Below are 23944 nucleotides of genomic sequence, written 5' to 3'. Positions count from 1 at the left end.
TTATGGATTGGAAAATACCTTTATATGATTTAACAATTGGTAAAGAAGAAATATCGGCTATAACTAAAGTATTAAAATCTCAATGGATATCTATGGGGGAAGAGACTAAAAAATTCGAGGTTTTATTTTCTGAAAACTTAAATATTAGTTTGCCAGGATTAGCTGTAAATAGTGGGACGGCTGCTCTACATACAGCTATGAAAATTTTAGATATTGGGCCAGGTGACGAAGTTTTAGTACCTTCAATGACATTTGTGGCGTCAGCTAATGCAGTAAAGATGGTGGGGGCTACACCAGTTTTTATAGATTCTACAAGCCACTATGATTTTAATTTAGATCCGGAAGTAATAGAGAGAAAAATAACTTCAAAAACAAAAGCTATAATTGTGGTGCATTATGGTGGTTATAGTGCAGATATGGATAGAATTATGCAGATAGCACATAGTTATGGAATAAAGGTCGTTGAAGACGTAGCACATGGACCATTTGTAAAGACTCCTAAGGGATCTTTAGGAACCATTGGAGACATAGGATGCTTTAGTTTCTTTTCAACAAAAAACATAACTACAGGTGAGGGTGGAATGCTTGTTACTTCCGACTCTAACTTACATGAGAGAGCACGCTTATTTAGATCCCATTCTATGAGCGTTAGCTCATGGGAAAAACATAAAGGGAGACCTACAACATACGATGTTAAGGAAGTAGGTATGAATTATAGGACTACAGATTTAGCATCTGCGATAGGGATTCAACAGATATATAAGTACAAAGAAAATCAAAAAATAAGAGAAGCACTAGCTTCAGAATATAGGATAAATCTAAGACAAATAAAGGATGTGACAATACCTTTTGAATCCGTAAGTGTCTCAAAAAGTAGTCACCATATTTTTCCTATAATATTGCCTGGAAATATAAATAGGGATCTCGTTATTAGTAAGTTAAAAGAGGAAGGAATTCAAACAAGTGTACACTATCCCCCATGTCATTTATTTACACTATATAGACAGACACAAGGAACAAAAATAGGTGATTGTCCTATAGCTGAAGAAATTTCAGATAGAGAACTAACTTTACCTTTACATCCTAACCTGAATGTAAGTGATATTCATAGAGTTTGTTGTGTTTTAGAGCACACATTAAAGGAGAATATATAAGTTATGTATATAGGTTTCAACTATCATCCATCCAAAAGTGGCTGTCAATATTGGCATGAATGGGATGAAGATGAAGTAAGAACTGATTTGTTAAAAATGTCTCGTGAAGGGTTTAATGTAGTCAGGTTTTTCTTGTTTTGGAAAGATTTCGAACCTCATGAAGGAGTCTATGATTATCTTGTTGTAGAGCGGTTACATCAGTTTATTAAATTAGCAGATGAGGCTAATTTGTATTGTATTCCTTCAATTTTAACAATATGGATGAATGGACAAATATTTAAACTACCTTGGGATAATTCAACGGATGTATGGGGAAATATTAAACTTAAAACTAGAGCAGAGTGTTTTCTAGAGTTTATAGGTAAGGAACTAAGAGAGTATAAAAATATTTTATATTTTGACATAGGTGATGAAATAATATATGCAAATGAAAAAGCGGTTTTATCGCTGAAAAGTGAAGAAGCAAATATATGGTTAAGAGATATGATTACTGCATTAAAAAAGGGGAATCCACAAAGTAGTGTAATTATGGCAAGTGATCATTTATCAGTAGTAGGAGAACATCCTTTTGTTTTATCTAATATTTCTAATGAATTGGATGCGGTTGCAATACATGGATTTCCTCTATGGACAAAATTCAATATTGAATCCAATAATTCATGGAAATCATCATTATATGTATCATTTCTAGTTTCAATAGCAAAATTATATGGTAAGCCCTTAGTTGATGAATTTGGTTTGTATGGTTGTTCCGATGATATAAGAGCTGATTATATGTTGACGAGTGGATTAAGTAGTATTTTACATGGAGCAACAGGAATTATTTCATGGTGTTGGAAAGATTTTGAGACTGTTAAAGAGCCTTTTAATTTAAGACCGGGAGAAAGGTTTGTTGGTTTTTATAGCTCTTCTGGAAAGCCTAAAAAGAGTGTATACAGTTTGAAAGAATGTGTAAAAATTTCCAATAAGATACGAGATGGAAAGTTGAGTGAAAAAAAGGTAGGGATTTTTTTAACAGAAGAGCAGTTTGAAGAAAATGATAAGAATTTAGATTTTACACAAAAATCAATATCTCAATTCTACGCGTTTTTATTGCTAAAAAAGACGCAAATCCCAACAGAATTTTGTAGGGAAAATCTAGAACAGTATAAAGCAATTCTATTCCCTTCAAACCTACATTTGACAAATGAAGATTTAGAAAATTTGAAAAAATATGTATACCAAGGTGGAATATTGATCTATAGTACAGGGAATTACTTATACGGACATGGGATATCTGACCTATTTGGAATAGAATTAGAAGATTATACATTAAACAATGAGGATTTTAGAAGTTTTGAATATGAAGGGACTTCATATTACGTCGAATGGGAAAATTTAAAAGATAATCAAATTCCAATTATAAAAGAAAATCAAGCAGAAGTGTTAGCAAGATTTAATGAATCGAAGAAGCCTATTATAACAAGAAATTCATATGGAAAAGGGAAAGTTTACTATATTAATATCCCAATAGAGTCGCTATTAAATAAGCCTTACGATATGGAAAAAGAAAATTTTTATAAAATTTACAAAAATATCCTTTATTCAGAAGGAATTGATGCACCAGCCCAATTCTCATCGCCTTTTGTTGATGTACACATTTTAAATTATCATAACCATAATAATTGCGTTTTAATTAATCATTCTCCAAGAGAGCAAAATGGGAAGTTATTTATTAATAACACCTATATAGATATAAAAATGCAACCTAAGTCAGTAAAAGAAATAAAAGTATTCAAGGATAAGGAGAATGGCGATGAAAGCAGCTCTGTTAAGAGGACCTAGACTCATCCAGATTCAAGATGTTCCAGTTCCAAGTATTTTACATCCTAAAGATGCTGTTATAAAAGTTACTTTAACTTCTATTTGTGGTACAGATATGCATCCGTATAGAGGAGAACTTAATGACTTTATACATAATACAATAATGGGACATGAATTTACAGGAATTGTAGAATCTGTAGGTAATGAAGTTGAAAATATCCAAGTAGGGGATAGAGTTGTCGTCTCTGATATTGTTGCGTGTGGAGATTGTTGGTACTGTCAAAAAGATATGCATTACCATTGTGAACATGTTTCATTATTTGGCTATGGCGAAGTTGTGGGAGAGTATATCCCAGGTGGACAGGCTGAAAAAGTTAGAGTCCCATACGCTGATAAGCTTTTATTAAAAGTTCCAGAGAATGTATCTGACGAAAAGGCTATTTTTGTTGGTGATATATTATCTACCGGATACGCCTGTGCTATGGAGGGACAAATAAAAGAAGATGATTGCGTAGTAGTTATCGGTGGTGGACCTGTAGGACTAATGACAATTTTGTGTTCAAAGATGTTTACAAAGTCAAAAGTCTTTTTAATTGAACCTAATGAAAATAGACATTTAATTGCTAAGAAATTAGGAGCGATACCTCTCAAGCCGAATGAGTTAAATCAAATTTATAATTTTACAAATCAAAGAGGTGCCGATGTGATACTTGAGGCCGTAGGGACAGATAATACACTTCAAACAGCTTTAGATCTAGTACGTCCTAAAGGTAATGTAGTATGTGTAGGAGCGCATCATTCAAAGGCTATGCCATTTAATACTGAGAAGTCTTTTGCAAAAGAGTTATCATTAAAATTTGTGGTTGGGGACCCTTTAAAATATGGAGAGTTACTTTTAGAAAAAATCAAAGATGGGGAACTAGACCCTAGTGTTATTATTTCCCATCGTATGTCTTTTGGGAACATTGAAACAGCTTATAAAATGTTCGAGAGTCAAGAAGCTTTGAAAATTGTTTTAAGTCTAGGAGAATCGAGGGTATGAAAAATGAGTAGAGAAGAGATTTTAACGAAGTTAAAACTCGTATTATCAGATAATAATATTTCTACACAGAAATTAAAGATGGAGGATAGGATTGGCTATGGAAAATTAAAAATTGATTCTATCAAATTTATGAAATTAATGGTTGATTTAGAGAATGAATTTAATATTGAGTTAGACTATCGAGAAACTTTTGATGAACATAGTAATACGATTGAACATCTAGTTCAATATATTGAACATGGAAATAGGTCTTGAAAAAAATTAATAAATCCAAGAGGTTTGGTGCATTAATTTTAGCTGCGGGTGAATCAAGTAGAATGGGAAAACCTAAGCAACTTTTATCAATAAATAATGAAACTATGATACAGCATGTCATAAAACAAGTAGTACAAGCAGGATTCAATCAAATTATTTTAGTGTTAGGTTTTATGGACAAGACAGTAGAGAAGAGCATTTCAATAAAGATAAGAAAGAAAGTTGAAATTGTTCGAAATGATCAATACAAAAAAGGAATCTCATCATCAATAAAAATAGGTATAGGTAGCTTTAAAGGTGACATACCTGTTTTTATTTTCTTAGGAGATCAGCCTATAATTTCTCAAAAATTGATACTTGAGATGAAAACATGCTATCTCAAGTATCAATACGATGCGATACGTAATAATTATAATAATACCCCTGCACATCCCGTGTTGTTAGGACCAAAATTACTTAAAAAAGTCGATGAACTAGAAGGTGACAAGGGATTCAACACTTTAATAAATAAAAATAAGATATCGGTTAAAAATATAGATAATTCAAATGATTTTCCAATAATAGATATTGATACTCAAGAAGACTATTTAAAATTTATAAAATTAAAAGAGGGGTATGAATGTGACCAATAAAGTCCCTATTGAAATAATGGTGAATGGGGAAAAAATTAATACTGCTGTTTCTTCTATTCAACCGTTAGTACATTTTTTAAGAGATAATTTAAAACTAACAGGTACTCATATAGGCTGTGATTGTGTTTCATGTGGTGCTTGCACGGTGCTACTGGATGATGAACCCGTAAAATCATGTGCTATCTTAGCAGCACAGTGTAACCAAAAACAAATAACTACAGTAGAAGGTTTGGAGACAGATCAGGGATATAGTATATTACAGAAAAGTTTCCAACAGCAATATGCTCTCCAATGTGGATATTGCACGCCAGGTTTTTTGATGATTGGTACTTTTATTACTAAAAATTTTACAGAATTAAAGGATGAAGAAATCGCAGAGCTATTAAGAGGGAATTATTGTAGATGTACTGGCTATACTCCTATTATCAAAGCAATAAAAGAAAGTTTAGGGAAAGAATAGATAACACTCTTCCGAAAGTGAGGATGCTGACAGATATATAGTATAGAACTTAAATATATTCTTGCTACAGGATGTGTATGATAACGAGAGTGAAGTTTGTATTTTAAAACTTAAATAAATACGGGACCGTTAAAGAATGAATTATGCATTTAATACTATTTATGTTTTGTTCTAATAAAATAATTTCATGTATTTATCTAATGAAAAATTTTTAAGGGGTTAATAGATGGAAACCATAGAGAAATTATTAAGTGAAACAATAAAGGGACGAAAAACTGCATTAGCTACAGTTATAAATACTAAGGGTTCAACGTACCGTAAGCGGGGAGCTCAAATGGTTATTAATGATAAAGGAATAGGATATAGCCAGTTAAGTGGGGGGTGCATAGAAAATAACATAATTGATAAATCCTTAGACGTAATGAATAATCAAACAGGTTTTGATATTGGCAGTTATTTAAATCTTTCACAACCAGATCCTATTTTTGGTTTTGATAAAGGTTGTAAAGGCGACATGGATATTCTGATTTTAGATACTAAGCAATTACAACCACATCTTCATACTATATATAATAGTTTAAATAAAAACGAGACTGTACTAGTTGGTACCATTATTAATCATATTGATTTTAGGCTAGTAGGGGAGAGTTTTATCAAATATGAAAATTCGGATTTGAAAGTTCTGAATAATTCTGATTTACTAGATCCCAAAATCAAAGAGACTTTGAATAATGTAGAAATTAAAACAGGTTTGTATCATGATGAGAACAATAAGGTAGGCATATTTATTCAAGCGTTTTATCCCCAAAAAGAAATAATTGTTATGGGGGCAGGAAATGATGTATTTCCTATTATGGAAATAGCAAAAAAATTAAATTTTGAACTAAGAATAAATGATTTTAGGGAGAGCTTAATTAAAAGATTTACTAACAGATGCAAAGAAGTTACTTTACTTTCTAATAACATAGAGAATGTTGAATCCTATTTAACGAATATGAGTAAGAATACACCAGTTGTTATTATGAGTCATAATTTTTCGTTTGACTGTTTATGTTTAAAAAGTGCTATTGATCTAGGGTTTAAGTACATTGGTGTAATGGGACCAAGACATAGATTAAATAATTTAATGACAGAAATTGATGCTACGGAAACCAATTCTATTCATTGTCCAATTGGGATAAATATAGCTGCACAAACACCTGAAGAAATTGCAATAAGCATTTTAGGAGAAATTATAAATTACTATAATGATCAAACAAATACATGGAGGTAATAAAATGGATCAAATTAAAGAGAGAATAGTAAAAACTTTAATTGAAGCTTCTGAAGGAGCATTAGATAAAGAAACTATTATGGAAGTTAAGGATGATATAAGTGCTTTATCTTTAAATTCGTTAACTATTATTAAATGGTTGGTAAGTATGGAGGAGGAATTTAATATTGAGTTAGATATGGAAAAGGTATTACTAGAAAATAAATTAATTTGGTCATTTGAAAAAATAACAAAGTATATAAATACAAAAGTTAATGGGGAGGCTGTTTAATTATGATACTGGAAAATAGAATTCTAGATTTTAAACTTTTAACTTCGAATGGGAAAGAGCTACGTTTAAATGATTATTTAGGTAAATATATTGTTTTGTTTTTCTATCCTAAAAATGGAACACCTGGTTGTACAAAAGAAGCTTGTTCATTTAGGGATAATTATAGTGAGTTTCAAAAACTCGAGGATGTAGAGCTATTTGGAATTAGCGCAGATAATTTAGAATCTCATCAAAAATTTAGTGATGATTACAAATTACCATTTCAGTTATTAAGTGATGAGAATTTTGAAGTTGCTAAACGATATGGTGTGTTTGAAGAGAAAAAGTTTCTTAATAAGGTTATTAAATCAATTAATCGAACCACATTTATTTTAGATAAAAAAGGTATTATCCAAAAAATTTTTACGGATGTTAATCCAAGTAATCACGCAAAAGAAGTGTTGGAAGAATTGGAAAAAGTTAGAAAGTAAAATACGTGGTTTTACTTTCTAACTTTTACAAATTAAATGGGGGGAATGAGGTGGTTATTTGAATACTAAACCTCTGCGGAAAGAAGATAATAGATTTATTACTGGTAAGGGGAGATACGTATGCGATATTAACCTTCCTGATATGCATTATGTTACTTTTGTCAGAAGTACAGTCCCGCATGCGTTTATTGAAGAAATTGATAAAACAGATGCCCTCATAGAAGGGGTAATTGGTATATTTACAAGTGAGGATTTAGATCCTAACCTGGGGGAGATTTCAATTGTATGGCCTGTAGAGAACCTGAAAAATCCAGGACATCCCTTGTTAGCAAAAGAAAAGGTAAGATTCGTAGGAGAGCCTATTGTCATAATAATTGCTGTAAGTAGAGAAATAGCTTTATTAGCAGCTAGTAAAGTTAAGGTAAGATATAAAAAGTTAAAAGCTATTACAAATCTATTGGAAGCAATAGATAACAAAGGTGTATCTGTACATGAAAATATTAAGGAAAACGTAGCTTACAATATAAAAAAAACATTTGGAAATAAGAAAGAGATTGAAAATGCAGTACATTCTTTTGAACAGAGAATCATAATTCCAAGGGTAGCACCTCTACCAATGGAGACTAGGGGAGTAGTAACTTACTATGATGAGTATCAGGATACGCTAACAATGTGGACTTCTACTCAACTTCCCCATGCTTTACGATTATCTTTATCAATTGCTTTAGGACATCCGGAAAATCGTTTGTATGTGAAATGTCCTGATGTAGGTGGGGCATTTGGTTCAAAAATGAATGTTTATAGGGAAGAAGTTCTGTTAGCTTACTTTGCTAAGAAAATAAAAAGGCCTCTTAAGTTTATAGAGACAAGAAATGAAAATTTTTGTACGACTACCCATGGTAGAGATCAAATACATGATGTAAAGGTCTACTATAATCCTGCAGGAAAAATCCTAGGAATAGATTTATTATTACATGCAAATATGGGAGCATATTTGCAAGTAGCTACACCGGGAATGCCTATCTATACTTCAAAGATGTTATCAGGGTGCTACAATATTCCTTATATAAATGTTGATATAAAAGCATATTATACTAATCAAGTAGCCATAGATGCATATAGGGGAGCAGGAAGGCCTGAAGCAATCTATTTATTAGAAAGAATTATAGATATCATAGCTCTAAAATGTGGTATAAATCCTGTAGAAATAAGAATGAGAAATTTCATCAAATCCTATGAATTTCCTAAAAGTGTAGTTACTGGATTGACTTATGATAGTGGTGACTACCATAAATCTTTAATAAAATTAATAAAAATTAGTGAATATGAAAAATGGAAAAAAGAGCAGTTAATGAGAAGGGAAAATAAAAGTAACTATCAGTTAGGTATAGGCCTTTCGAGTTATGTAGAATTTTGTGGAACTGGTCCATCTAAGGAACATAAGGCAATCGGTTTGATGACGAGTGGTTTTGAATCTGCTGTTGTTAGGATTCATCCTTTAGGTACTGTAACTGTTATTTCTGGATCATGCCCGGCTGGTCAAGGACATGAAACTGCATGGTCATTAATAGTATCACAAGAACTAGGAATAAATTTTGAAGATATTGAGGTAATTACCGGTGAGACAAGCAATGTACCTTGGGGGGGAGGGACTTATGGTAGTAGGAGTGCTGCTGTTGGTGGAAGTGCTATATACAAGGCGTGTCAGCAAATTATTAATAAATCAAAGATATACTTATCTGCGATTTGGGACAAAGATATTCGTTCCATTCAATTTGAAAAAGGATTATTCTTCATTAATGAAAAACAGACTATGAGGATTGAAGAAGTGACACAAAAATTATACTTAGCCCATGATCTTCCAGAAGGTGTTGATCCAGGTTTAGAGGCAACGGTATTTTTTGAACCCTCTAGCCTTACATTTCCTTTTGGTTCGCATTTATGCATTGTCGAAATTAATATTTTAACTGGTGAACCCAAAATATTAGAGTATTTTGCAGTGGATGACTGTGGACATATACTTCATGAAGAGCTTGTTGAAGGGCAGATTAAAGGAGGTATAGTCCAGGGGATGGGACAAGCACTATTAGAAGAAGTATGTAATGACGAAGATAATGAAGTCCCTTTTTCACAATCTTTTCGAACATACCAATTACCAAGAGCGATGGATATTCCTAAAATCACACTAGAAAAGACAATCACCCCATCTCCCGTAAACCCTTTAAAAGTTAAAGGAGTAGGTGAAGCAGGTACAATAGGAAGTCCACCGGCTATAATAAATGCAATCGTAGATGCAATATCTATATTTGGTATAGAGCATATTGATATGCCTGCAACATCAGATAAAATTTGGTCATTAATACAGGAGGCTAACAATGGTGGAATACATGGCACCTAAAAGTCTTGAGGATGCAATAAAAGCATTAACTGTAAAAAAGGGAAAAAAAGTAATATTAAGCGGTGGACAAGTTGTAACAAACCAAATAGTAAAAGGAACTCTCTTCCCAGATACAGTTTTAGATATAACAAGAATTCCGGAACTTAAAGAAATTAGAGTAGAAGAAAATGGCGTGTTTTTAGGGGCGTGTCTTACACATACCGATATTTTAAATAATCACATAGTAGTAGAATCTCTTCCAGCTTTTTATCAAGCAGCGGGCACTATAGGAGATTTACAAGTCCGGAATAGAGCAACAATTGGTGGAACAATTTGTGATGCTAATTTGTCAGGAGATTATTGGGGGGGATGGTACCTTACTAATGCTTTAGTTTGGATAAGATCTAAAAATAACTTGAAGAAGGTACCTATAAAAGAGTTAGTAAAGGGACAAAATAAATTATATTTAAAATCAGATGAACTTATTTTGGGAATAGAAATTCCTAAAATACATAATAGTCTATATATTAAATTTTACTTAAAGAGTAGGCAAATGCTTGGTGTCACCATTGTTAATGAAAAAGCTGCTATTACAGGAATTAATGAGTATCCAATAATAATAGATTTATATAGAACTAATATTACTGAGTTATTTGATTATACTAGCATCTCGAAATATAAAAAATATAAAATTTCTATGGTTCAACATATACTAAATCAGTTTAAAGGGGGGCTTAAGGATGAAAATAGACTTATTTAAAAAATGGTTAAACCCATATGCTACAGTTGTAAGAGATCTGGCTTTAGAAAGTGATAGGGCTGGTAAACCTGTTAATACTTTTGTTGAGGATTCCTATTTCAAGCCTCTTCATTTTTTTAAAACACCTTCTAGATATTGGGATGGAATTACTTTAAAGGATGGAAATAAAGTATTCGGTACAACGGCATTAGAGAATGTCATCTTTGTAGAAGAAATAGCTTATGGAGATCCAAGTTTATATTTATCCCTTCCAGGTCCGAATCTTTCGGGAACAATAGTGGATAAAATAGGAACGCAAGAACAAAGGGATAATTTTTTTGAATATTTCATCAATAATAATTCTTGGTCAGCTTTTGCATTAACAGAGCCAACCGCGGGGTCTGATGTAGCCAATATGCTAATGACTGCAGAAAAAGGAGAAAACAATACTTATTTATTAAATGGTCAAAAAAGATATGTAGGAAATGGGGCTATTGCAGATTATATGGTTGTTTTTGCTAAAAAGACAAAGAAAGATTTACCAAAAAATAAAAGTATTTTTTTAGATGCTTTTTTAATTAATAAAAATAATAATTTATCCAATATTAAACAGAGTGTCGATAATACACTCGGATTAAAATCGGCTCGTTTAGGAAAGATTGAGTTTATTGATTTTCTAGTAACGGAGCAAGATATTTTGGGACATGACAAGAGTTCGTTAAAAAGAGGGATAAGAGGAGCGATGGAAACATTTTTACACATGAGACCGGCAACAGCTGCAATTGCTATTGGATTAAGTAAAGCTATTATAGATTATGTACAAACATGCGTGAATCATGAATATAATAAATTTATTTTAGACAGGTTGAAATGGGAAGTTGAAAGAGGAAGAGTATTAACATTGCAGGCAGCTATTACATGTGATGCTGGTAATTTTAACTCATATTATTCATCAATGGCAAAGCAGTATATGAATGGTGTAGTAGTAAAGGTAGTTAGAGAATGCTCAAAATTAATGGGGGACTACGGATTGATAGAGCATCCTCTTTTGGAAAAGTGGTTAAGAGATGCAAGAATGATAGAGTTTATGGAGGGTTCAACCAATATATTGAAAATGGATATCAAAAATAAAATGATGAATGGTAGGTTGTAAGACTATGAATCCTATTGCCTTATCACATATATCTAGTTATATACCTAGTAAGAAAATTGATATTCCTGAAGTTGCAAGAATGATAAATGCTGTTGATTATCCGTTTAGTAAAAGCGATATTGATAGATTTGACAGCAATTTAGGTTTTAAATGTGTACCAATAGAGGAAAAATTAAGTTTGGAGGAGATGCTTTACAAGGCTTGTACTCCAACAATATGTAAATTACAAAAAGAGGGTAAAGCGATAGATAGAATAATATTGACTAGGACTTCTCAGATATATTGGCATGAGCAAAATATATTTCGTAAACTGATGCATGATTATGATTTATTGGACATACCCACATTTTCTGTTGCTCAACAAAATTGCGCTTCTATTCATACTTCTTTATTACTAGCACAACAATTACTTAATTCCAATGAAGAAATGGAAGGGATATTATTAGTAAGTGGAGATAAAGCCTTTCATCCAAGCCTACGACGTATCCCTGATTCATTATTAGGTGATAGTGCTAGTTGTTGTTATTTGAGTAAAAATCTTAAAGGGAACCACCATACAATTCAAATTATAAAAAATAATGTTGATGCGGTAACGTATAATGGCGTGAATTCTACCCCAAATCAGTTAGAATGGTTTAATACAACGTACTATTTTGCTATTAGACAAATAGTGAGGGAAGTATTAAAAGAGGCAAATCTTACATTAGAACAGATCAGCCTTATAATTGGGAGCAATGCTAACTATAAGACGTGGCTAAAAGTATCAGAAATACTTGATTTTCCTATAGAAAAATTCTATACGGACACTATAGATAAGGTAGGACATTTATACTGTTCAGATATTCTATTTAATTTACAAATGATTGATATAGAAAAAAAAATAAAACCAGGTTCTTATTATCTAACTATTACAGTGGGGCTAGGAGGTACATATGGTTGTGCTTTACACCAGTATCTATAAGGAGGTCATAGTGTGAATAGTTTTTTTTTATCAATTTTAAATGTTGAAAATCCCTTATATGCTAATAAGGCAGACTATTTGCAAGATTTTAATAAAAAGCAAACGAACGTAGACAGCGCTTTGGATTGGCTGTTCGAGGATAATATTCATAACATACCGTCAATTCATGATTCAAAAAAACAAGAAGAGTTTCTTTCAAAAACAATCAAAGTACCTACATTCAATGCTCCTCATTCAGATATTTTACTAAAATTAATAAGTGAATCTAATATACCCGCTGATGAAATAGATGTATTATGTTACTGTCATGAAACGTTAGAACAAAGTCATAGTATGTTACCTGTACTTAAGGCTAAGAAGGAATTAAAATTAAAAAAAGCTTTGCCATTTTCAATTGGGCAAGCAGGCAGCTTAAGTAGTATTATGGCTATGGACATAGCGAAAGCTCTATTGAACAATGGGTATAAAAATTTTCTGGCTACTATTGTAGATTCGATGCATGCTCCTTTTTCACGTTCTGCTTTTAATGGCTATACAAAAGGGGATGTGGCAATTTCTTTGCTATTAAATAACCAGAATGGTGATTACAAAATTAAATATTTTAAAGTATATCCTACCTGCCATAATATAAGTCCTGCGCATTGGAGTATCAATGATTATTTAACTGCTGAGGATTTACTAGTTGCAAAATATAGAGAATTATTGGATGATATTAATAATAAAGAACATTCAATTAAATGGATAGTATATCAGAACGTATCCAATAGATTAGATAATATGTTTAAAGAGATAGGATTTAACAAAGGATTAAATTCTTGGAATCGAATAAAATCTCAAGAGATAAATCTATTAAGTAGTGATGTTTTTTTATCACTACTAGATTTAGAGTCTAATAAGAAATTAAAACCAGGAGATGATATATTGCTTGTATCTGCAAGCATTGATCATGGGATTGCAGGGGTAGTTTTAGAAAAAATGTGAGAGAGTTAGAGTGGGGGAAAAAGTAATGGTAAAAATATTAACAGAATTCCTTAGACCTAAAAGTATGGAAGAGGTCCTAGGACAGTCGCATTTAAAAAAGAAAAATCATCCTATTATGAAAATGCTAGAGAATAAAAATCTTAAATCTATCTTACTATATGGTCCCCCAGGTACAGGTAAATCGAGTTTAGCAAAGATTTTAGCAAAATCATCGGATCTGACTTTTGAAGAGATGAATGCAACAGTAAATTCAACTGGTGATATTCGAGAAGTAATCGAAAAGCACTCCAGTTCTTTTGTGCTGATATTAGATGAGATTCACTATTTAAATAAAAGGTTGCAAAGTATTTTATTATCGTATATGGAAGAAGGGAAAGTTATTTGTATTGGTACAACAACTGAAAATCCATATAAAACAATCGCGGATGCTATTCGGTCCAGAATGTTTTTAACAAAAGTATATCCTCCAAACAGAACAGAAGTGAAGTTATTAATCCAGAAAATAAAAAAAATTTTTAATAATATTGAGATTGAGCCTGAAGCAGAAGAATTAATAATGGGTGCGTATGAGAATGATGTTAGAAAGTTTATAACGACCTTAGATTTATTATTTAATATAGAAGAGAATATTATAACCTTAGAGGATGTACAATCAGTTTTAGGAATTACTCAAGGGGATGATCCTTCAAAGTTAATGTCAGCTTTTATTAAATCTCTACGTGGGAGTGATGAGAATGCTTCACTCTACTATCTATGTCGTATGATACGCGTTGGAGTTCCAGGTAGCCAAATATTTAGAAGGCTGTCTATTTTTGCAGCTGAAGATGTAGGACTTGCAAAACCTGATGTTATGCAGTCTATTGCAAGTGCGCAACAATTATATAATAATCTAGGCGATGAAGAATACGACTCAATATTAATATTAGCAAATTTGGTAGTGTATCTTTCTTTAATTCCAAAATCAAGAAGTATTGTTGAAGCTGTACAAACAACATTTAAGGAAATTGAAAGTGGATATTTACCGAGTGTGCCAGAATATTTGTTGAACTATTATAAAGGAAATAAAAAAGCGGGGGAAATAGACACTCCTTTTCTGCCTGAATCGTGTAGAAACAGAGTATTTTTTACGCCATGGGATGTGGGACAAGAGGCAAGTGTAAGGAAGTTTTTGGAAAAGAGAAGGAATAGCTAGATAGATAATTATTAAGGAGGAAATTTTTTAGTTAAGTACAAACATAACAAATACCAATCTAAACTTAGATTGGTATTTGTTATGTTTGTAAAAATATATTAATGCTCATTTTTATATTGAGAATGATAAGGTTGTAATGATAAATATTTAAAATGCATTATTATCCCTTTAAATACTTTGAAAATAATTCTTTAATTTTTTCGGGCCATAGTTGGGTATCTAAACCATACTGAGCCAAGAATGCAAATATCCATCTCTCTAAACCAAATGCCATACAACTCGTAGAGGCAAATTCATTATTATTTTTAATTGAAAAAGCTTGTCCAAAAACATTACCATGGTAATTAGATGAACTTACTGAAATAGAACTATTTAGATAAGGAATCTTGAATTTTAACTCATACTTCATATCCAGATCTCTTTGGAAAAAAGATTTAACTTTATAATCATTTGTAAAAAATGGATCATTAGCATTTTCAAGGAAAGAATCAATTTCCCATATGTTAAGAAATTCTTTCAATAATATAATTGATTTTTCACGCATTGATTTTACGTGTTCGTCACTACCGATAAAGATAATTTCTCTCATTGAAAAATCAAGTAATCTGCCAAAATCTGAATGATTATTTGATTCATATCGGCTACATCTTCCAACAGATGTTATTGTACTCCCCTCATTAGGGACTTCTTTATTTTCTAAACTTTGATAACAATGGTAGCAAACAGCTGGATTTTTAACAAGGCTAGTTGTTCTGACGTCATTAGGTTTAATCATATCTGCATTCAAACCATCGTTCGCTCTTACATTTTTTGTGAACTTATCTATATTCGTTAACTCTTCTTCTAAATGTTGAGTAAATAGTACATGATGCGGGAAAGAAGTGAAGTGATTGGTTTTATTTAAAGTATCCATTGAAATTAATGTAGGATAATATTCATTTACAGCACCTAGTGGTTTTGCAACATAATCAACAATTAATTGGTCTAAAAAAAGGATTAAGTCTGAGAAAGGGGGACGGAATGTGAAGATTCCCTCATGATTTTTCACAATAATATTTTGATCTATAAGTTGTGTAAATATGTCATTTATATAAGGTGGTTGTACCGAATGCTCATGAATAATTTGACTTTTAAAAGGAAGATTCCTTCCTCCTGAAATTCTTTCTGTTAACTTGTGGACTAGTTTTTCTAGATGAATAGTAATTTTTTCAGTATGATCAATCTTAATTTTATCATGATCAATTTTACAAGAGATAATATTATTATTTAAAAAACGAAGCAGGTACTGGAATTGTTGGAATTCTTCTTCATTTTTTGTGAAATTATCAATAATTAGCTCATTCATTTCAAAACAACTCCTTTTTTATTTTGTACAAAAGTTATTATTTTATTAATAGTAGTAAAATTATCTAGTGTTAATTCTTCATCAAATACTTCAAATTCAAAATAAACTTCTAAGTCTACAATAAAATGCATAAATGCAATAGAGTTGAAACCAACGAATAATAAGTCTTGATCATCGTCTGTATTACTATCAATGTGAATTTGTTTTTGAAGCAACTCAATAATAGAATCTCGCATAAAATCTTCTCCCTAATTTTAAATATATAATTTATTTTTATTTAAGATACTCTGAATTATTTTTTCGCCATGAAAGCGTCCGTCTGAAATAGTGATAGTATTAACATCGGATCCTCCAGCGACCACACCACAACAATATATACCTTGGATATTTGTTTCTAAAGAGTCTTTGTTGTATTTTGGTATATTTGTAACTTCGTCGAACTCAACCCCAAGTGATTGGAGTGGAACATAGTTAGGTTGGAATCCAATGAGCTTTAACACAAAATCATTTTTAATATGTTTTACGCCATCTGGAGTATTGATAGTTACAGTATTTTCTGTAACCTCTTGTATGTTAGAATTAAAATAGGCAGTAACTTTTCCTTCATCTATAGCCTTTCGTACAGATGCCAACATCCACCTTTTTGGTGTATAACTGAGATTCGATCCTCTGTGGACAAGAGTAACCTTTGCATCCACAGTTAGTAAATCCATTATGGCCTCCAAACCAGAGTGTCCTGTTCCAACAACAACAACATTTTGATTAGAATATGGATGAGATTCTGTAAAATAGTTTTTTACTTTGTTCAAGTCTTCTCCAGGGATATTTAAATTTCTAGGATTATCAAAGAAGCCTGTGGCAAAAACAACATTTTTTGTATGATAGATTCCTTTATCCGTACGGATTTCATAAGACGTTTGAGTCATTTTATTAACTGAAGAGACATCTAAAACCTCTTCATATTGTTTAATATTCAAATTAAAATATTTGGAAACCTTATAGTAATATCTCATCGAGTCTTGTTTTGTTGGGGGACCATACTTTAAAGAGAAAGGAATAGAATCTATTTCAAAATCTTCAGGAGGTCCAAAAAGCGTAACATATGTAGGGAATTTAGAAATAGTATTTACAATACAGCCTTTTTCAATAACTAGGTAATCAAGTTTAGATTTATGAGCTTCTACAGCTGCAGCAAGACCACAGGGGCCAGCTCCAATGATAATAAGATCCTTCATTTATAATTACTCTCCTTTAGTTAGTTGTTCATATAAGGGTAATATTTCTTTTTTTATTTGGATGATTTCTTGCAAAGTATTTAATGAACGACTAATTAGTGTATCGTTTTTAGTCAGATGGGCTTTTAATATATAATTTGCAACCAATTTCCATTTGTGATCTAATTCGTGGAATGCATTTTCTAATACAGGATGTCCAAAATAAGTATTAATAAAATCTGCATGTTGAGCTCTATAAGATCCCATATGCTTTAGTTTAGAAAAAAGATTTATTACCTTTATATAATCTTGCAAATAGTCATCTCTTTTCTCCAAATCCGTATATAAACTTTCAACTCCTAATAAGCCAGAAGAGTTAGAATTTTTTTGTGTCATATGTTTGTAGTTTGATTGAATTAATTCAGTTAGTGTATTTTGGTTAAAAGTATGTTCAATTTTTTCGATGCTAGCAATAATCATAGGGTGTTCTATATGGAATGCCTTTTTTATAGATTCTTCAATAATATTACGATTAACTTTAGTAAAGGAAGGTGTAGTGAAAAAATCTACAATATGATACTCCTGATTAATAGGATCATATCCTCTAATAAGTAAATAGTGATTTTCATGAAACTTTTGAAAGCATATATTATCATGTGGCAAGTCAAACCTATCAATAAAAACCATTGGTAATCTAGTTTTACTAAGAGAGGAAATAATTATTTGATGATAGTCTACTATAGGTTCCTCTATAGCCGTAAGTTGAATATTAAAATAATCATTAAGAAGTCTATTTCTTTCAAATGGTGAATTAAATAGACTTAATGAGAAGAAAATCAGGGGATCTTTTTTATAATTAAAACGCCAAAAAGATCCTGTTACTTCTTGAAAATTAACTTTACCCAAACCTTTTAAGGCAGCCATACAATATACTGTAATACAATCTGCGAGCTGATTATCCATATGTGCTATTTTTAATTTCTTCATTTTATACTCCTTTTACAGCTTAGTCATATTAGATAGTTTTAATGAAGAGGGATAGAGAACTAAGTAATCAAATATATAGTACTAATTAATACTACTGGATAATTTTATAAGCTGTTTAATATATTGTTCTTCTTTTTCTTTCAATTGAGATACCCTATCAAAAACCTTTTGTGAGAAGTGATCATTACGTACAACATTACGAAGTGCTAGGTTAGCACAAATCTTGTATTCTTGTGCTAAATCTGTAAGGATTTGTACCAAAGTAGTTGTTTCTTTTGAGGTATCATATTTCTCGAGAAATTCTCCAAATACATATCGAGAATTTCCCAATTCATTAAAGTCTTCATAGAGCTCCTCGAGAGTTACTTGACGTAATTCTTCGTCCATATCTTGATTGATTGAATTTAACTTATGATAAATATCTTTAAAGACGTCTAATCCTTGTGAGAAGATATAGGATTCATCAAAAATCTTATATGACACGGGCAAACCAACTTGGTCAGTAGAAAGAAGGCTCGTTAGGTTTATATTTATAGATTTTTGATATGATTGCTTAGCAAAAGACTTATAATTTTTAGTACTTAAAGAATAATACTGATAACTTGATGGTTGTAACAGTTCTTTAGATCCTTCGACAGCTTTTTGAAGATCTTCTTCACTCAGATCGCCTACGAAATGATAGTAATGATCGATTAATTTATAATTAGACTCTTCTTTTTTCCAAATTTCCATCCAGTGAAAATTATGTTGAACTTGGTATCTAGATGAGTAAGGGAGAAAGAAAGTATCGACTGGCGCAATTACTTGTATCCCCTTATCGAGGGTAGAATCTAAACTTTCCCTGTAATCATTAAAGTTGGAAAATGTTTTATGTTCAGGTACTAGGTTAGAAAATTCAGAAATCTCTTCGTTAAAAAAACTCATTCTAGGTATAAACCTTACCGAGTTATCTGGACGTTTAATAGTATAGAGTTGACTAAGAAACCACAGGCCTTCAATTTCTACCTCTTCATGAATTACTCCTGTAACCGTCATAGTTAAGCAATTATGATAGGGATGAGTAAATAGTTTGGATTTATTCAATTGTTTCACCTCTTAATGTAATTGAGAATATATGGATAAAGGGATTGCTACCTAATTTAATTTCATCGAAAGCAATATTAGAAGGCAGTTGTTCCTGATGACAATATATCTTGGGTTGTAAGCTGAATAAATCAAGATTTTTGTTTCTAGTAAAAGGACATTCTAAAATAATTGGATCCCCAAACCAGGAGGTTTCTGAAACAAATTCTGTTAATGCTAATTTAAATGTATAAACTGTTTTGTTATTAAATAGGAGTTGAACATCATCATAAAAGTTACCATTATTTGAAGAACCAAGTATATAGAGGTCAGTAAATTTCCCTTTAGGAACTTGAATAGTTTGATAATCTAAAGTTAAATTATCGAAACCCTCACTAGTCTTCGTTGGAAAAAGAAATGAAGTATTTTCCCAATGGAATTTTTCTCCGTATTTAGGGAGATGTTCTGCTGGATAAAATGAAATTCCTAAGCTAAAACTACTATCACTAATAGGTTCATTTTCACCAAGAATACCATGATTATTAAATAAATCACTTAAATTAAGGTGGTAATCTTTCAATATAAATCCCTCACTTTTTACAATAGTTATTAACATGAGCTTATAATACTTTTGTCTATGTGGACCATAAATCATTTGTTAAGAAAACGTTAGCGTATTATTCAATTAAGAAATGTAAAAGTAATTCTATTCGAGTATATAGACATCTTCTGTATATTTTCTTAGGCGATGTTTATAAGAAAGTATTTTCTTTTGGAAAGATTCGTCATCTTTTTGATCTAAAAGATGTAAGGGCATTTTTAGGTTTAATAATCGATCTGGAATTAATAATCGAGTCATTCCTGGTGGGGTAATATAATGATAGTCTCTCAATTCCTTAAATTCTTCTAATGTAAAAGGCTGAAAAGAAAGATACTGTTTACCAGGTTCTAAAAAGTCTGGCGGTTCTGGAAGTCTTTCAATTTCATCTTTATTTAAATAACTTGAAGATATTTTGTGAAGTATTTCTAAACGTAATTTTAAAGATTTTGGTCCTAGAAATACTGTAGTTTGATTAGAACGAAATAAAGTAAACATCGGAACCTCTTTAGCATAATAATTATTATTAATGATTTCTATATAATCAGGTATGACATGTGTCCATGATAGAATTTTAAGTTTAGGATGATCCAAGTCTACTTTTTGTACTATAATGTTATTGATATTCATCTCTATTAAAGATTTAGCCCTGTGTAATCCATCTAATATTAAATAGGTATTATCATGACAGACAGTTACCATAGGAGGATTATTTAAATATTTTAGGCTATGAATGTCATTTGTAATACGTTTCAATCTATGTGGGTCGTGATCTTCATGAAATCGTAAAGAATCTATTGGAATTAAATCTAAATTATTTAAGATAGACAAAATTATCAGCTCTCTCTTTTTTTAATAGTAATAGTCCAATATGTGAAAGCGGACCAACTTGTAGTAATAAAATGTTATCATTAGCATCTAAAACGCCAGTTTGTTCAGCTTGCTCTAATGAAACTAAACAATCACTAGTCAGAAGATTACTGCTAGTAGCAATGGTCCTTTTGAAGAGTTTTAGTTCGTTTTTTTGAGTATACATTTCTAATGCTTCAATGAAATATTCACTCAAATTTTGTGCGATTATCCATTTTATGGCATGGGTATTAATAAATTCATCTAATAATTTGCTTGTAATAGAAATCAATTTTTCTTCAAATAAATTATAATCTGTTATACTCCACCTTAGCGGTGTAGGAGTTGAAGAAAAAGAATGTAAAGTGTAGTCAATAATGCGATACTGTCCATTGTCTTTACTAAAAATACAGGAAGCAGAACTATCTCCCTTAGGATAAGAGTTGAAAAAAATTCTAGGGTGGGGTGGACATACTTGATCAGTAGTAGTAATGATAGAAAATGTCTTTTTTGAATTTTGCTTGTGCAAAGTATCTAACAGAAATATAGAACTAGTAAAAGCAGCAGAACCTTGGTGACTTATCGAGAAGGGTATAGAACCTTTTAACTTCAGTTTTTTTTTCACTTTTAAAGCAGGAGTTAAATAGATACTAGGCTCGTTTGTATCATGACAATATGCAAAGTATAAGGGGTCTCTTTTTGATGTTTTACCCACTAATTTTTTTGTTGCTTCTAATGCCAAATCAGAAGAAGTTTCATTTAAAGATATTGGCAGTGAATTATTTGGAAGAATAAACTGTAAATTTGTTCCATCATAATTATTATCTAATCCGTATTCTTTGTTCAAAGAATATAATGGGAATTTCCGTTTTTGAGATTCAAATTTCTTAATAATATTCTCTTGATTTATAAGATTATTTTTTTGTATTTTGCGAGAATTGGGAACATAAGTTGTTATGTTCGAAATGAATATATTTGAGTTCATGAATTACACCTCTTGATTAACATTTGAATAAGGTACATCCAAAAGTACCACCTATTCCAGCAGTTAATGTTACATAATAATCTCCTGGATGAATTTTTTTTGAATATATTGCATGGTGAAGATTAAGAATAGGATCAGAATTATGTGCATGTCCAGTATTAGATAAAGTAGGGAAATAGAATTTCTCAATAGGTATTTTTAAAATTTTTCCTATGTTACTCCAAGTTGGGAAGTTTATATTACTTGGAATAATTAGAGTGATATCATCTGAATTGAAATTAGCGTCTTTTAAAAGGGACTTTAGATTTTTTATTATTCCTGTTGAGACACTTTTTAGAAACCAATCAAATTCCTCTGGAGCAGATGCTTCCCCATTAAAAATAGTAGCATCTACATTAATATTAGATGCGATGATTTGATTTTGCTGTGAACCTTTTGAAACCAAGACGGCACAAGCAGCATCTCCCATTACAGAACTTTCCTTGAGATACCTAAAGTCTTCTACAAATGTTTTATCACTTGTTAAAATTAAGACACTTTTTGCGTGATTATTATTTAGTAGCCATGTATGGGAGAGAGATAGTAAAAAATCCATTCCTGCACAATTCAGATTTGCTACTGACATACTGTGTGCATTATGAAAGCCAAATTGATCTTTAATAGCTAGAAGTGGTTCAGATAGAAAAGGTGAAAATTGCAAGATTGTATGGGTAAATAAAATTAACCCAACATCTGTTGAATCAATTTTATTGTGCAACATAAGGTTCTCTATAGCCGCAATTAACATCTCATTAGCATTTTTTTCAGTTTCAACAGCTACTTCTTTTAAGTGATGAGTATTCATTAGTACATCAAGTTCATTTTCAGATAAATATAAGGTACTTGCTAATTCTTTTAAATTTACGCGATTGTTAGGAACGTAAATACCGATTCCCTGAATGCCTATCCTCATCTAGTTCCTCCTAATAGTATTTATTATTAAAGCTAAGGTACAATAAATACCATATTTAACTACATCAATCTAAAGTTAATGACATGTTAAAAATACTGAATATTCTTAAAAAAATACATTTATTGAGTTATTATAAGTTTAAATTTTATTAAAAGAGGTGTATTTAATGTATTTGCATAAGATTTCCACGTATAGACCAGAAAAGAGAGTAGATATTTATGATATTAAAGAATCAGTTGGACTAAGTGATAAAGAATATGAGAGAATAACGGATTTTCATAAGTTAAGATATATTATGGATTCTGGTACAGAGACGTCATATAGTATGGTGAAAAAATCAGTTAAAGATTTATTTGAAACTAACAAAATAATCCCTGATGATTTAGGGGGAATTATATATGGACATGCCATGCAAAGTCATCCTGATGGTAACGTGTTTTTAGAGAAGTTAAAAAAAGAATTTGATTTAGGGGATATCCCAGCATTTACAATTTCAGATTTGAATTGTGTAACACCAATAACAGCTATTGAAATAGCGACTAAATTACTTGAAAATTCCAACAAAAAATATATTTTGCTACTATTTGCTGAGAAGATGTATACTGATTCAATGCGAAAAATTGAGGACATGACTGTATTCTCCGATGGGGCAGCAGCATGTTTAATATCTTCTCAGGGTGATAGTAATAAAATCATATGTGTTAATCAATTTGTAGACTCTAAAGTATCAAGTTTTGGGGAATGGGATGATCAATCATACCGTTGGTTTCAAATGTCATATTTTTTGGGTATAAAGAAAATACTTAAATTGACAGAGAAAAAATCCAATATTAATTTACAAGATATTAAACTCATAATCCCGCATAATGTGAATTTTGATACTTGGGAGTTAGCCTCACGTTCTTTAAACATCCCGTTTGAAAATATATATACAAACAATATAGCTAAATTAGGGCATGTTAGCGGTTGTGACTTATTACTTAATCTTCAGGATTCCTTATATGAATTTGATATCCCAAAGGATTCATATTATTTAATGTTAAGTGTGGGCCTTGGAGGTGCTTATGGTAGTGTTCTAATGAGAAAATAATATTAATATATAAATCACGTGGGATTAACATAGATTTTATGTATTTTGGTAAAATATACTATTATAATTTTACTAAAATAACATAAAAAAATCTAAAAA

General features: G+C 31.1%; 25 protein-coding genes. 16 read left to right on the top strand and 9 right to left on the bottom strand.

Annotated elements, in window-relative coordinates; all coding sequences use genetic code 11:
* Positions 1-2 precede the first annotated feature (2 nt).
* The 15 genes from MKY70_RS28715 (at position 3) to MKY70_RS28645 (ending at position 14763) form a co-directional block, all read left to right on the top strand.
* Positions 3-1154, top strand: a complete 1152-nt coding sequence (locus tag MKY70_RS28715) for a DegT/DnrJ/EryC1/StrS family aminotransferase (RefSeq protein ID WP_088031215.1) — start codon at positions 3-5, stop codon at positions 1152-1154.
* 3 nt (positions 1155-1157) lie between these two features.
* Positions 1158-2978 carry a beta-galactosidase trimerization domain-containing protein gene (locus MKY70_RS28710; RefSeq protein ID WP_341026534.1) on the top strand — a complete coding sequence of 607 codons (1821 nt, stop codon included), beginning with the start codon at positions 1158-1160 and terminating at the stop codon, positions 2976-2978.
* Complete coding sequence (locus MKY70_RS28705; RefSeq protein WP_149191280.1) at positions 2944-3999, top strand: alcohol dehydrogenase catalytic domain-containing protein; 1056 nt, start codon at positions 2944-2946, stop codon at positions 3997-3999. Before MKY70_RS28710 ends, MKY70_RS28705 begins: the two co-directional genes overlap by 35 nt.
* A gap of 3 nt (positions 4000-4002) precedes the next feature.
* The gene (locus tag MKY70_RS28700) at positions 4003-4254 is read left to right on the top strand and encodes an acyl carrier protein (RefSeq protein WP_341026531.1); all 252 of its coding nucleotides are present in this window, start codon (positions 4003-4005) and stop codon (positions 4252-4254) included.
* The gene (locus tag MKY70_RS28695) at positions 4251-4886 is read left to right on the top strand and encodes a nucleotidyltransferase family protein (protein WP_241139179.1); all 636 of its coding nucleotides are present in this window, start codon (positions 4251-4253) and stop codon (positions 4884-4886) included. Before MKY70_RS28700 ends, MKY70_RS28695 begins: the two co-directional genes overlap by 4 nt.
* Positions 4876-5346: a (2Fe-2S)-binding protein gene (locus tag MKY70_RS28690; protein ID WP_241139178.1), complete on the top strand. Its 471-nt coding sequence runs from the start codon at positions 4876-4878 to the stop codon at positions 5344-5346. Before MKY70_RS28695 ends, MKY70_RS28690 begins: the two co-directional genes overlap by 11 nt.
* Before the next feature lie 226 nt (positions 5347-5572).
* Complete coding sequence (locus MKY70_RS28685) at positions 5573-6619, top strand: XdhC family protein (protein WP_341026528.1); 1047 nt, start codon at positions 5573-5575, stop codon at positions 6617-6619.
* Between the two features lie 4 nt (positions 6620-6623).
* Positions 6624-6890 carry a phosphopantetheine-binding protein gene (locus MKY70_RS28680; protein ID WP_241139176.1) on the top strand — a complete coding sequence of 89 codons (267 nt, stop codon included), beginning with the start codon at positions 6624-6626 and terminating at the stop codon, positions 6888-6890.
* A gap of 2 nt (positions 6891-6892) precedes the next feature.
* A complete protein-coding gene (locus MKY70_RS28675) occupies positions 6893-7360 on the top strand; it encodes a peroxiredoxin (RefSeq protein ID WP_241139175.1) in 468 nt (155 codons plus the stop codon).
* Positions 7361-7418: 58 nt separating this feature from the next.
* Positions 7419-9758: a xanthine dehydrogenase family protein molybdopterin-binding subunit gene (locus MKY70_RS28670; protein WP_341026526.1), complete on the top strand. Its 2340-nt coding sequence runs from the start codon at positions 7419-7421 to the stop codon at positions 9756-9758.
* The gene (locus MKY70_RS28665) at positions 9736-10497 is read left to right on the top strand and encodes an FAD binding domain-containing protein (protein WP_088031205.1); all 762 of its coding nucleotides are present in this window, start codon (positions 9736-9738) and stop codon (positions 10495-10497) included. The genes MKY70_RS28670 and MKY70_RS28665 overlap by 23 nt, the downstream gene beginning before the upstream one ends.
* Entirely contained in the window at positions 10478-11629 is a 1152-nt protein-coding gene (locus MKY70_RS28660; RefSeq protein ID WP_341026525.1) for an acyl-CoA dehydrogenase family protein, read from the top strand. Before MKY70_RS28665 ends, MKY70_RS28660 begins: the two co-directional genes overlap by 20 nt.
* A gap of 4 nt (positions 11630-11633) precedes the next feature.
* Entirely contained in the window at positions 11634-12590 is a 957-nt protein-coding gene (locus tag MKY70_RS28655) for a 3-oxoacyl-[acyl-carrier-protein] synthase III C-terminal domain-containing protein (RefSeq protein ID WP_176280901.1), read from the top strand.
* Positions 12591-12602: 12 nt separating this feature from the next.
* A complete protein-coding gene (locus MKY70_RS28650) occupies positions 12603-13571 on the top strand; it encodes a hypothetical protein (RefSeq protein WP_341026522.1) in 969 nt (322 codons plus the stop codon).
* A gap of 25 nt (positions 13572-13596) precedes the next feature.
* Positions 13597-14763 (top strand): AAA family ATPase, encoded by a 1167-nt coding sequence (locus tag MKY70_RS28645; protein ID WP_341074695.1) that lies wholly within the window; start codon positions 13597-13599, stop codon positions 14761-14763.
* A gap of 160 nt (positions 14764-14923) precedes the next feature.
* Here the strand turns inward: MKY70_RS28645 and MKY70_RS28640 are convergent, their stop codons facing one another.
* The 9 genes from MKY70_RS28640 to MKY70_RS28600 all read right to left on the bottom strand — a co-directional run bounded on the left by MKY70_RS28640 (position 14924) and on the right by MKY70_RS28600 (position 22755).
* Positions 14924-16108 carry a hypothetical protein gene (locus MKY70_RS28640; protein ID WP_341026519.1) on the bottom strand — a complete coding sequence of 395 codons (1185 nt, stop codon included), beginning with the start codon at positions 16106-16108 and terminating at the stop codon, positions 14924-14926.
* Positions 16105-16344, bottom strand: coding sequence for an acyl carrier protein (locus tag MKY70_RS28635; protein WP_088031199.1), 240 nt, complete (start codon positions 16342-16344; stop codon positions 16105-16107). Before MKY70_RS28635 ends, MKY70_RS28640 begins: the two co-directional genes overlap by 4 nt.
* An 18-nt stretch (positions 16345-16362) precedes the next feature.
* Positions 16363-17343 carry a YpdA family putative bacillithiol disulfide reductase gene (locus tag MKY70_RS28630; RefSeq protein WP_149191271.1) on the bottom strand — a complete coding sequence of 327 codons (981 nt, stop codon included), beginning with the start codon at positions 17341-17343 and terminating at the stop codon, positions 16363-16365.
* Positions 17344-17349: 6 nt separating this feature from the next.
* A complete protein-coding gene (locus MKY70_RS28625; protein WP_088031197.1) occupies positions 17350-18309 on the bottom strand; it encodes a hypothetical protein in 960 nt (319 codons plus the stop codon).
* Positions 18310-18390: 81 nt separating this feature from the next.
* Positions 18391-19401, bottom strand: a complete 1011-nt coding sequence (locus tag MKY70_RS28620) for a BtrH N-terminal domain-containing protein (RefSeq protein ID WP_341074691.1) — start codon at positions 19399-19401, stop codon at positions 18391-18393.
* Entirely contained in the window at positions 19385-19951 is a 567-nt protein-coding gene (locus tag MKY70_RS28615; RefSeq protein ID WP_341026515.1) for a hypothetical protein, read from the bottom strand. Before MKY70_RS28615 ends, MKY70_RS28620 begins: the two co-directional genes overlap by 17 nt.
* A gap of 126 nt (positions 19952-20077) precedes the next feature.
* Positions 20078-20800, bottom strand: coding sequence for a hypothetical protein (locus MKY70_RS28610; protein WP_149191268.1), 723 nt, complete (start codon positions 20798-20800; stop codon positions 20078-20080).
* On the bottom strand, positions 20784-21803 hold the full coding sequence (locus MKY70_RS28605; protein WP_201035013.1) for a hypothetical protein: 1020 nt from the start codon (positions 21801-21803) through the stop codon (positions 20784-20786). Before MKY70_RS28605 ends, MKY70_RS28610 begins: the two co-directional genes overlap by 17 nt.
* 16 nt (positions 21804-21819) lie before the next feature.
* A complete protein-coding gene (locus MKY70_RS28600) occupies positions 21820-22755 on the bottom strand; it encodes a 3-oxoacyl-[acyl-carrier-protein] synthase III C-terminal domain-containing protein (protein WP_088031192.1) in 936 nt (311 codons plus the stop codon).
* Between the two features lie 166 nt (positions 22756-22921).
* On the opposite strand from MKY70_RS28600, the gene MKY70_RS28595 reads away from it, so the two are divergent.
* Positions 22922-23845, top strand: coding sequence for a 3-oxoacyl-[acyl-carrier-protein] synthase III C-terminal domain-containing protein (locus tag MKY70_RS28595; protein ID WP_201033394.1), 924 nt, complete (start codon positions 22922-22924; stop codon positions 23843-23845).
* Positions 23846-23944: the final 99 nt, after the last annotated feature.

The organism is Bacillus sp. FSL R9-9492 (assembly GCF_038007365.1).
GTDB classification, from domain to species: Bacteria; Bacillota; Bacilli; order Bacillales; family Bacillaceae_G; genus Bacillus_A; species Bacillus_A mycoides.
Note: the sequence above shows the minus strand (reverse complement) of the source record. Positions and strands in the feature narration are given on the sequence as shown.

Coding starts and splice junctions, on each gene's coding strand:
- MKY70_RS28665 (WP_088031205.1), top strand. CDS start 9,736: ATGGTGGAATACATGGCACCTAAAAGTCTTGAGGATGCAATAAAAGCA.
- MKY70_RS28595 (WP_201033394.1), top strand. CDS start 22,922: ATGTATTTGCATAAGATTTCCACGTATAGACCAGAAAAGAGAGTAGAT.
- MKY70_RS28680 (WP_241139176.1), top strand. CDS start 6,624: ATGGATCAAATTAAAGAGAGAATAGTAAAAACTTTAATTGAAGCTTCT.
- MKY70_RS28645 (WP_341074695.1), top strand. CDS start 13,597: ATGGTAAAAATATTAACAGAATTCCTTAGACCTAAAAGTATGGAAGAG.
- MKY70_RS28715 (WP_088031215.1), top strand. CDS start 3: ATGGATTGGAAAATACCTTTATATGATTTAACAATTGGTAAAGAAGAA.
- MKY70_RS28710 (WP_341026534.1), top strand. CDS start 1,158: ATGTATATAGGTTTCAACTATCATCCATCCAAAAGTGGCTGTCAATAT.
- MKY70_RS28635 (WP_088031199.1), bottom strand. CDS start 16,344: ATGCGAGATTCTATTATTGAGTTGCTTCAAAAACAAATTCACATTGAT.
- MKY70_RS28605 (WP_201035013.1), bottom strand. CDS start 21,803: ATGAACTCAAATATATTCATTTCGAACATAACAACTTATGTTCCCAAT.
- MKY70_RS28625 (WP_088031197.1), bottom strand. CDS start 18,309: ATGAAGAAATTAAAAATAGCACATATGGATAATCAGCTCGCAGATTGT.
- MKY70_RS28640 (WP_341026519.1), bottom strand. CDS start 16,108: ATGAATGAGCTAATTATTGATAATTTCACAAAAAATGAAGAAGAATTC.
- MKY70_RS28600 (WP_088031192.1), bottom strand. CDS start 22,755: ATGAGGATAGGCATTCAGGGAATCGGTATTTACGTTCCTAACAATCGC.
- MKY70_RS28655 (WP_176280901.1), top strand. CDS start 11,634: ATGAATCCTATTGCCTTATCACATATATCTAGTTATATACCTAGTAAG.
- MKY70_RS28700 (WP_341026531.1), top strand. CDS start 4,003: ATGAGTAGAGAAGAGATTTTAACGAAGTTAAAACTCGTATTATCAGAT.
- MKY70_RS28675 (WP_241139175.1), top strand. CDS start 6,893: ATGATACTGGAAAATAGAATTCTAGATTTTAAACTTTTAACTTCGAAT.
- MKY70_RS28630 (WP_149191271.1), bottom strand. CDS start 17,343: ATGAAGGATCTTATTATCATTGGAGCTGGCCCCTGTGGTCTTGCTGCA.
- MKY70_RS28660 (WP_341026525.1), top strand. CDS start 10,478: ATGAAAATAGACTTATTTAAAAAATGGTTAAACCCATATGCTACAGTT.
- MKY70_RS28705 (WP_149191280.1), top strand. CDS start 2,944: ATGGCGATGAAAGCAGCTCTGTTAAGAGGACCTAGACTCATCCAGATT.
- MKY70_RS28685 (WP_341026528.1), top strand. CDS start 5,573: ATGGAAACCATAGAGAAATTATTAAGTGAAACAATAAAGGGACGAAAA.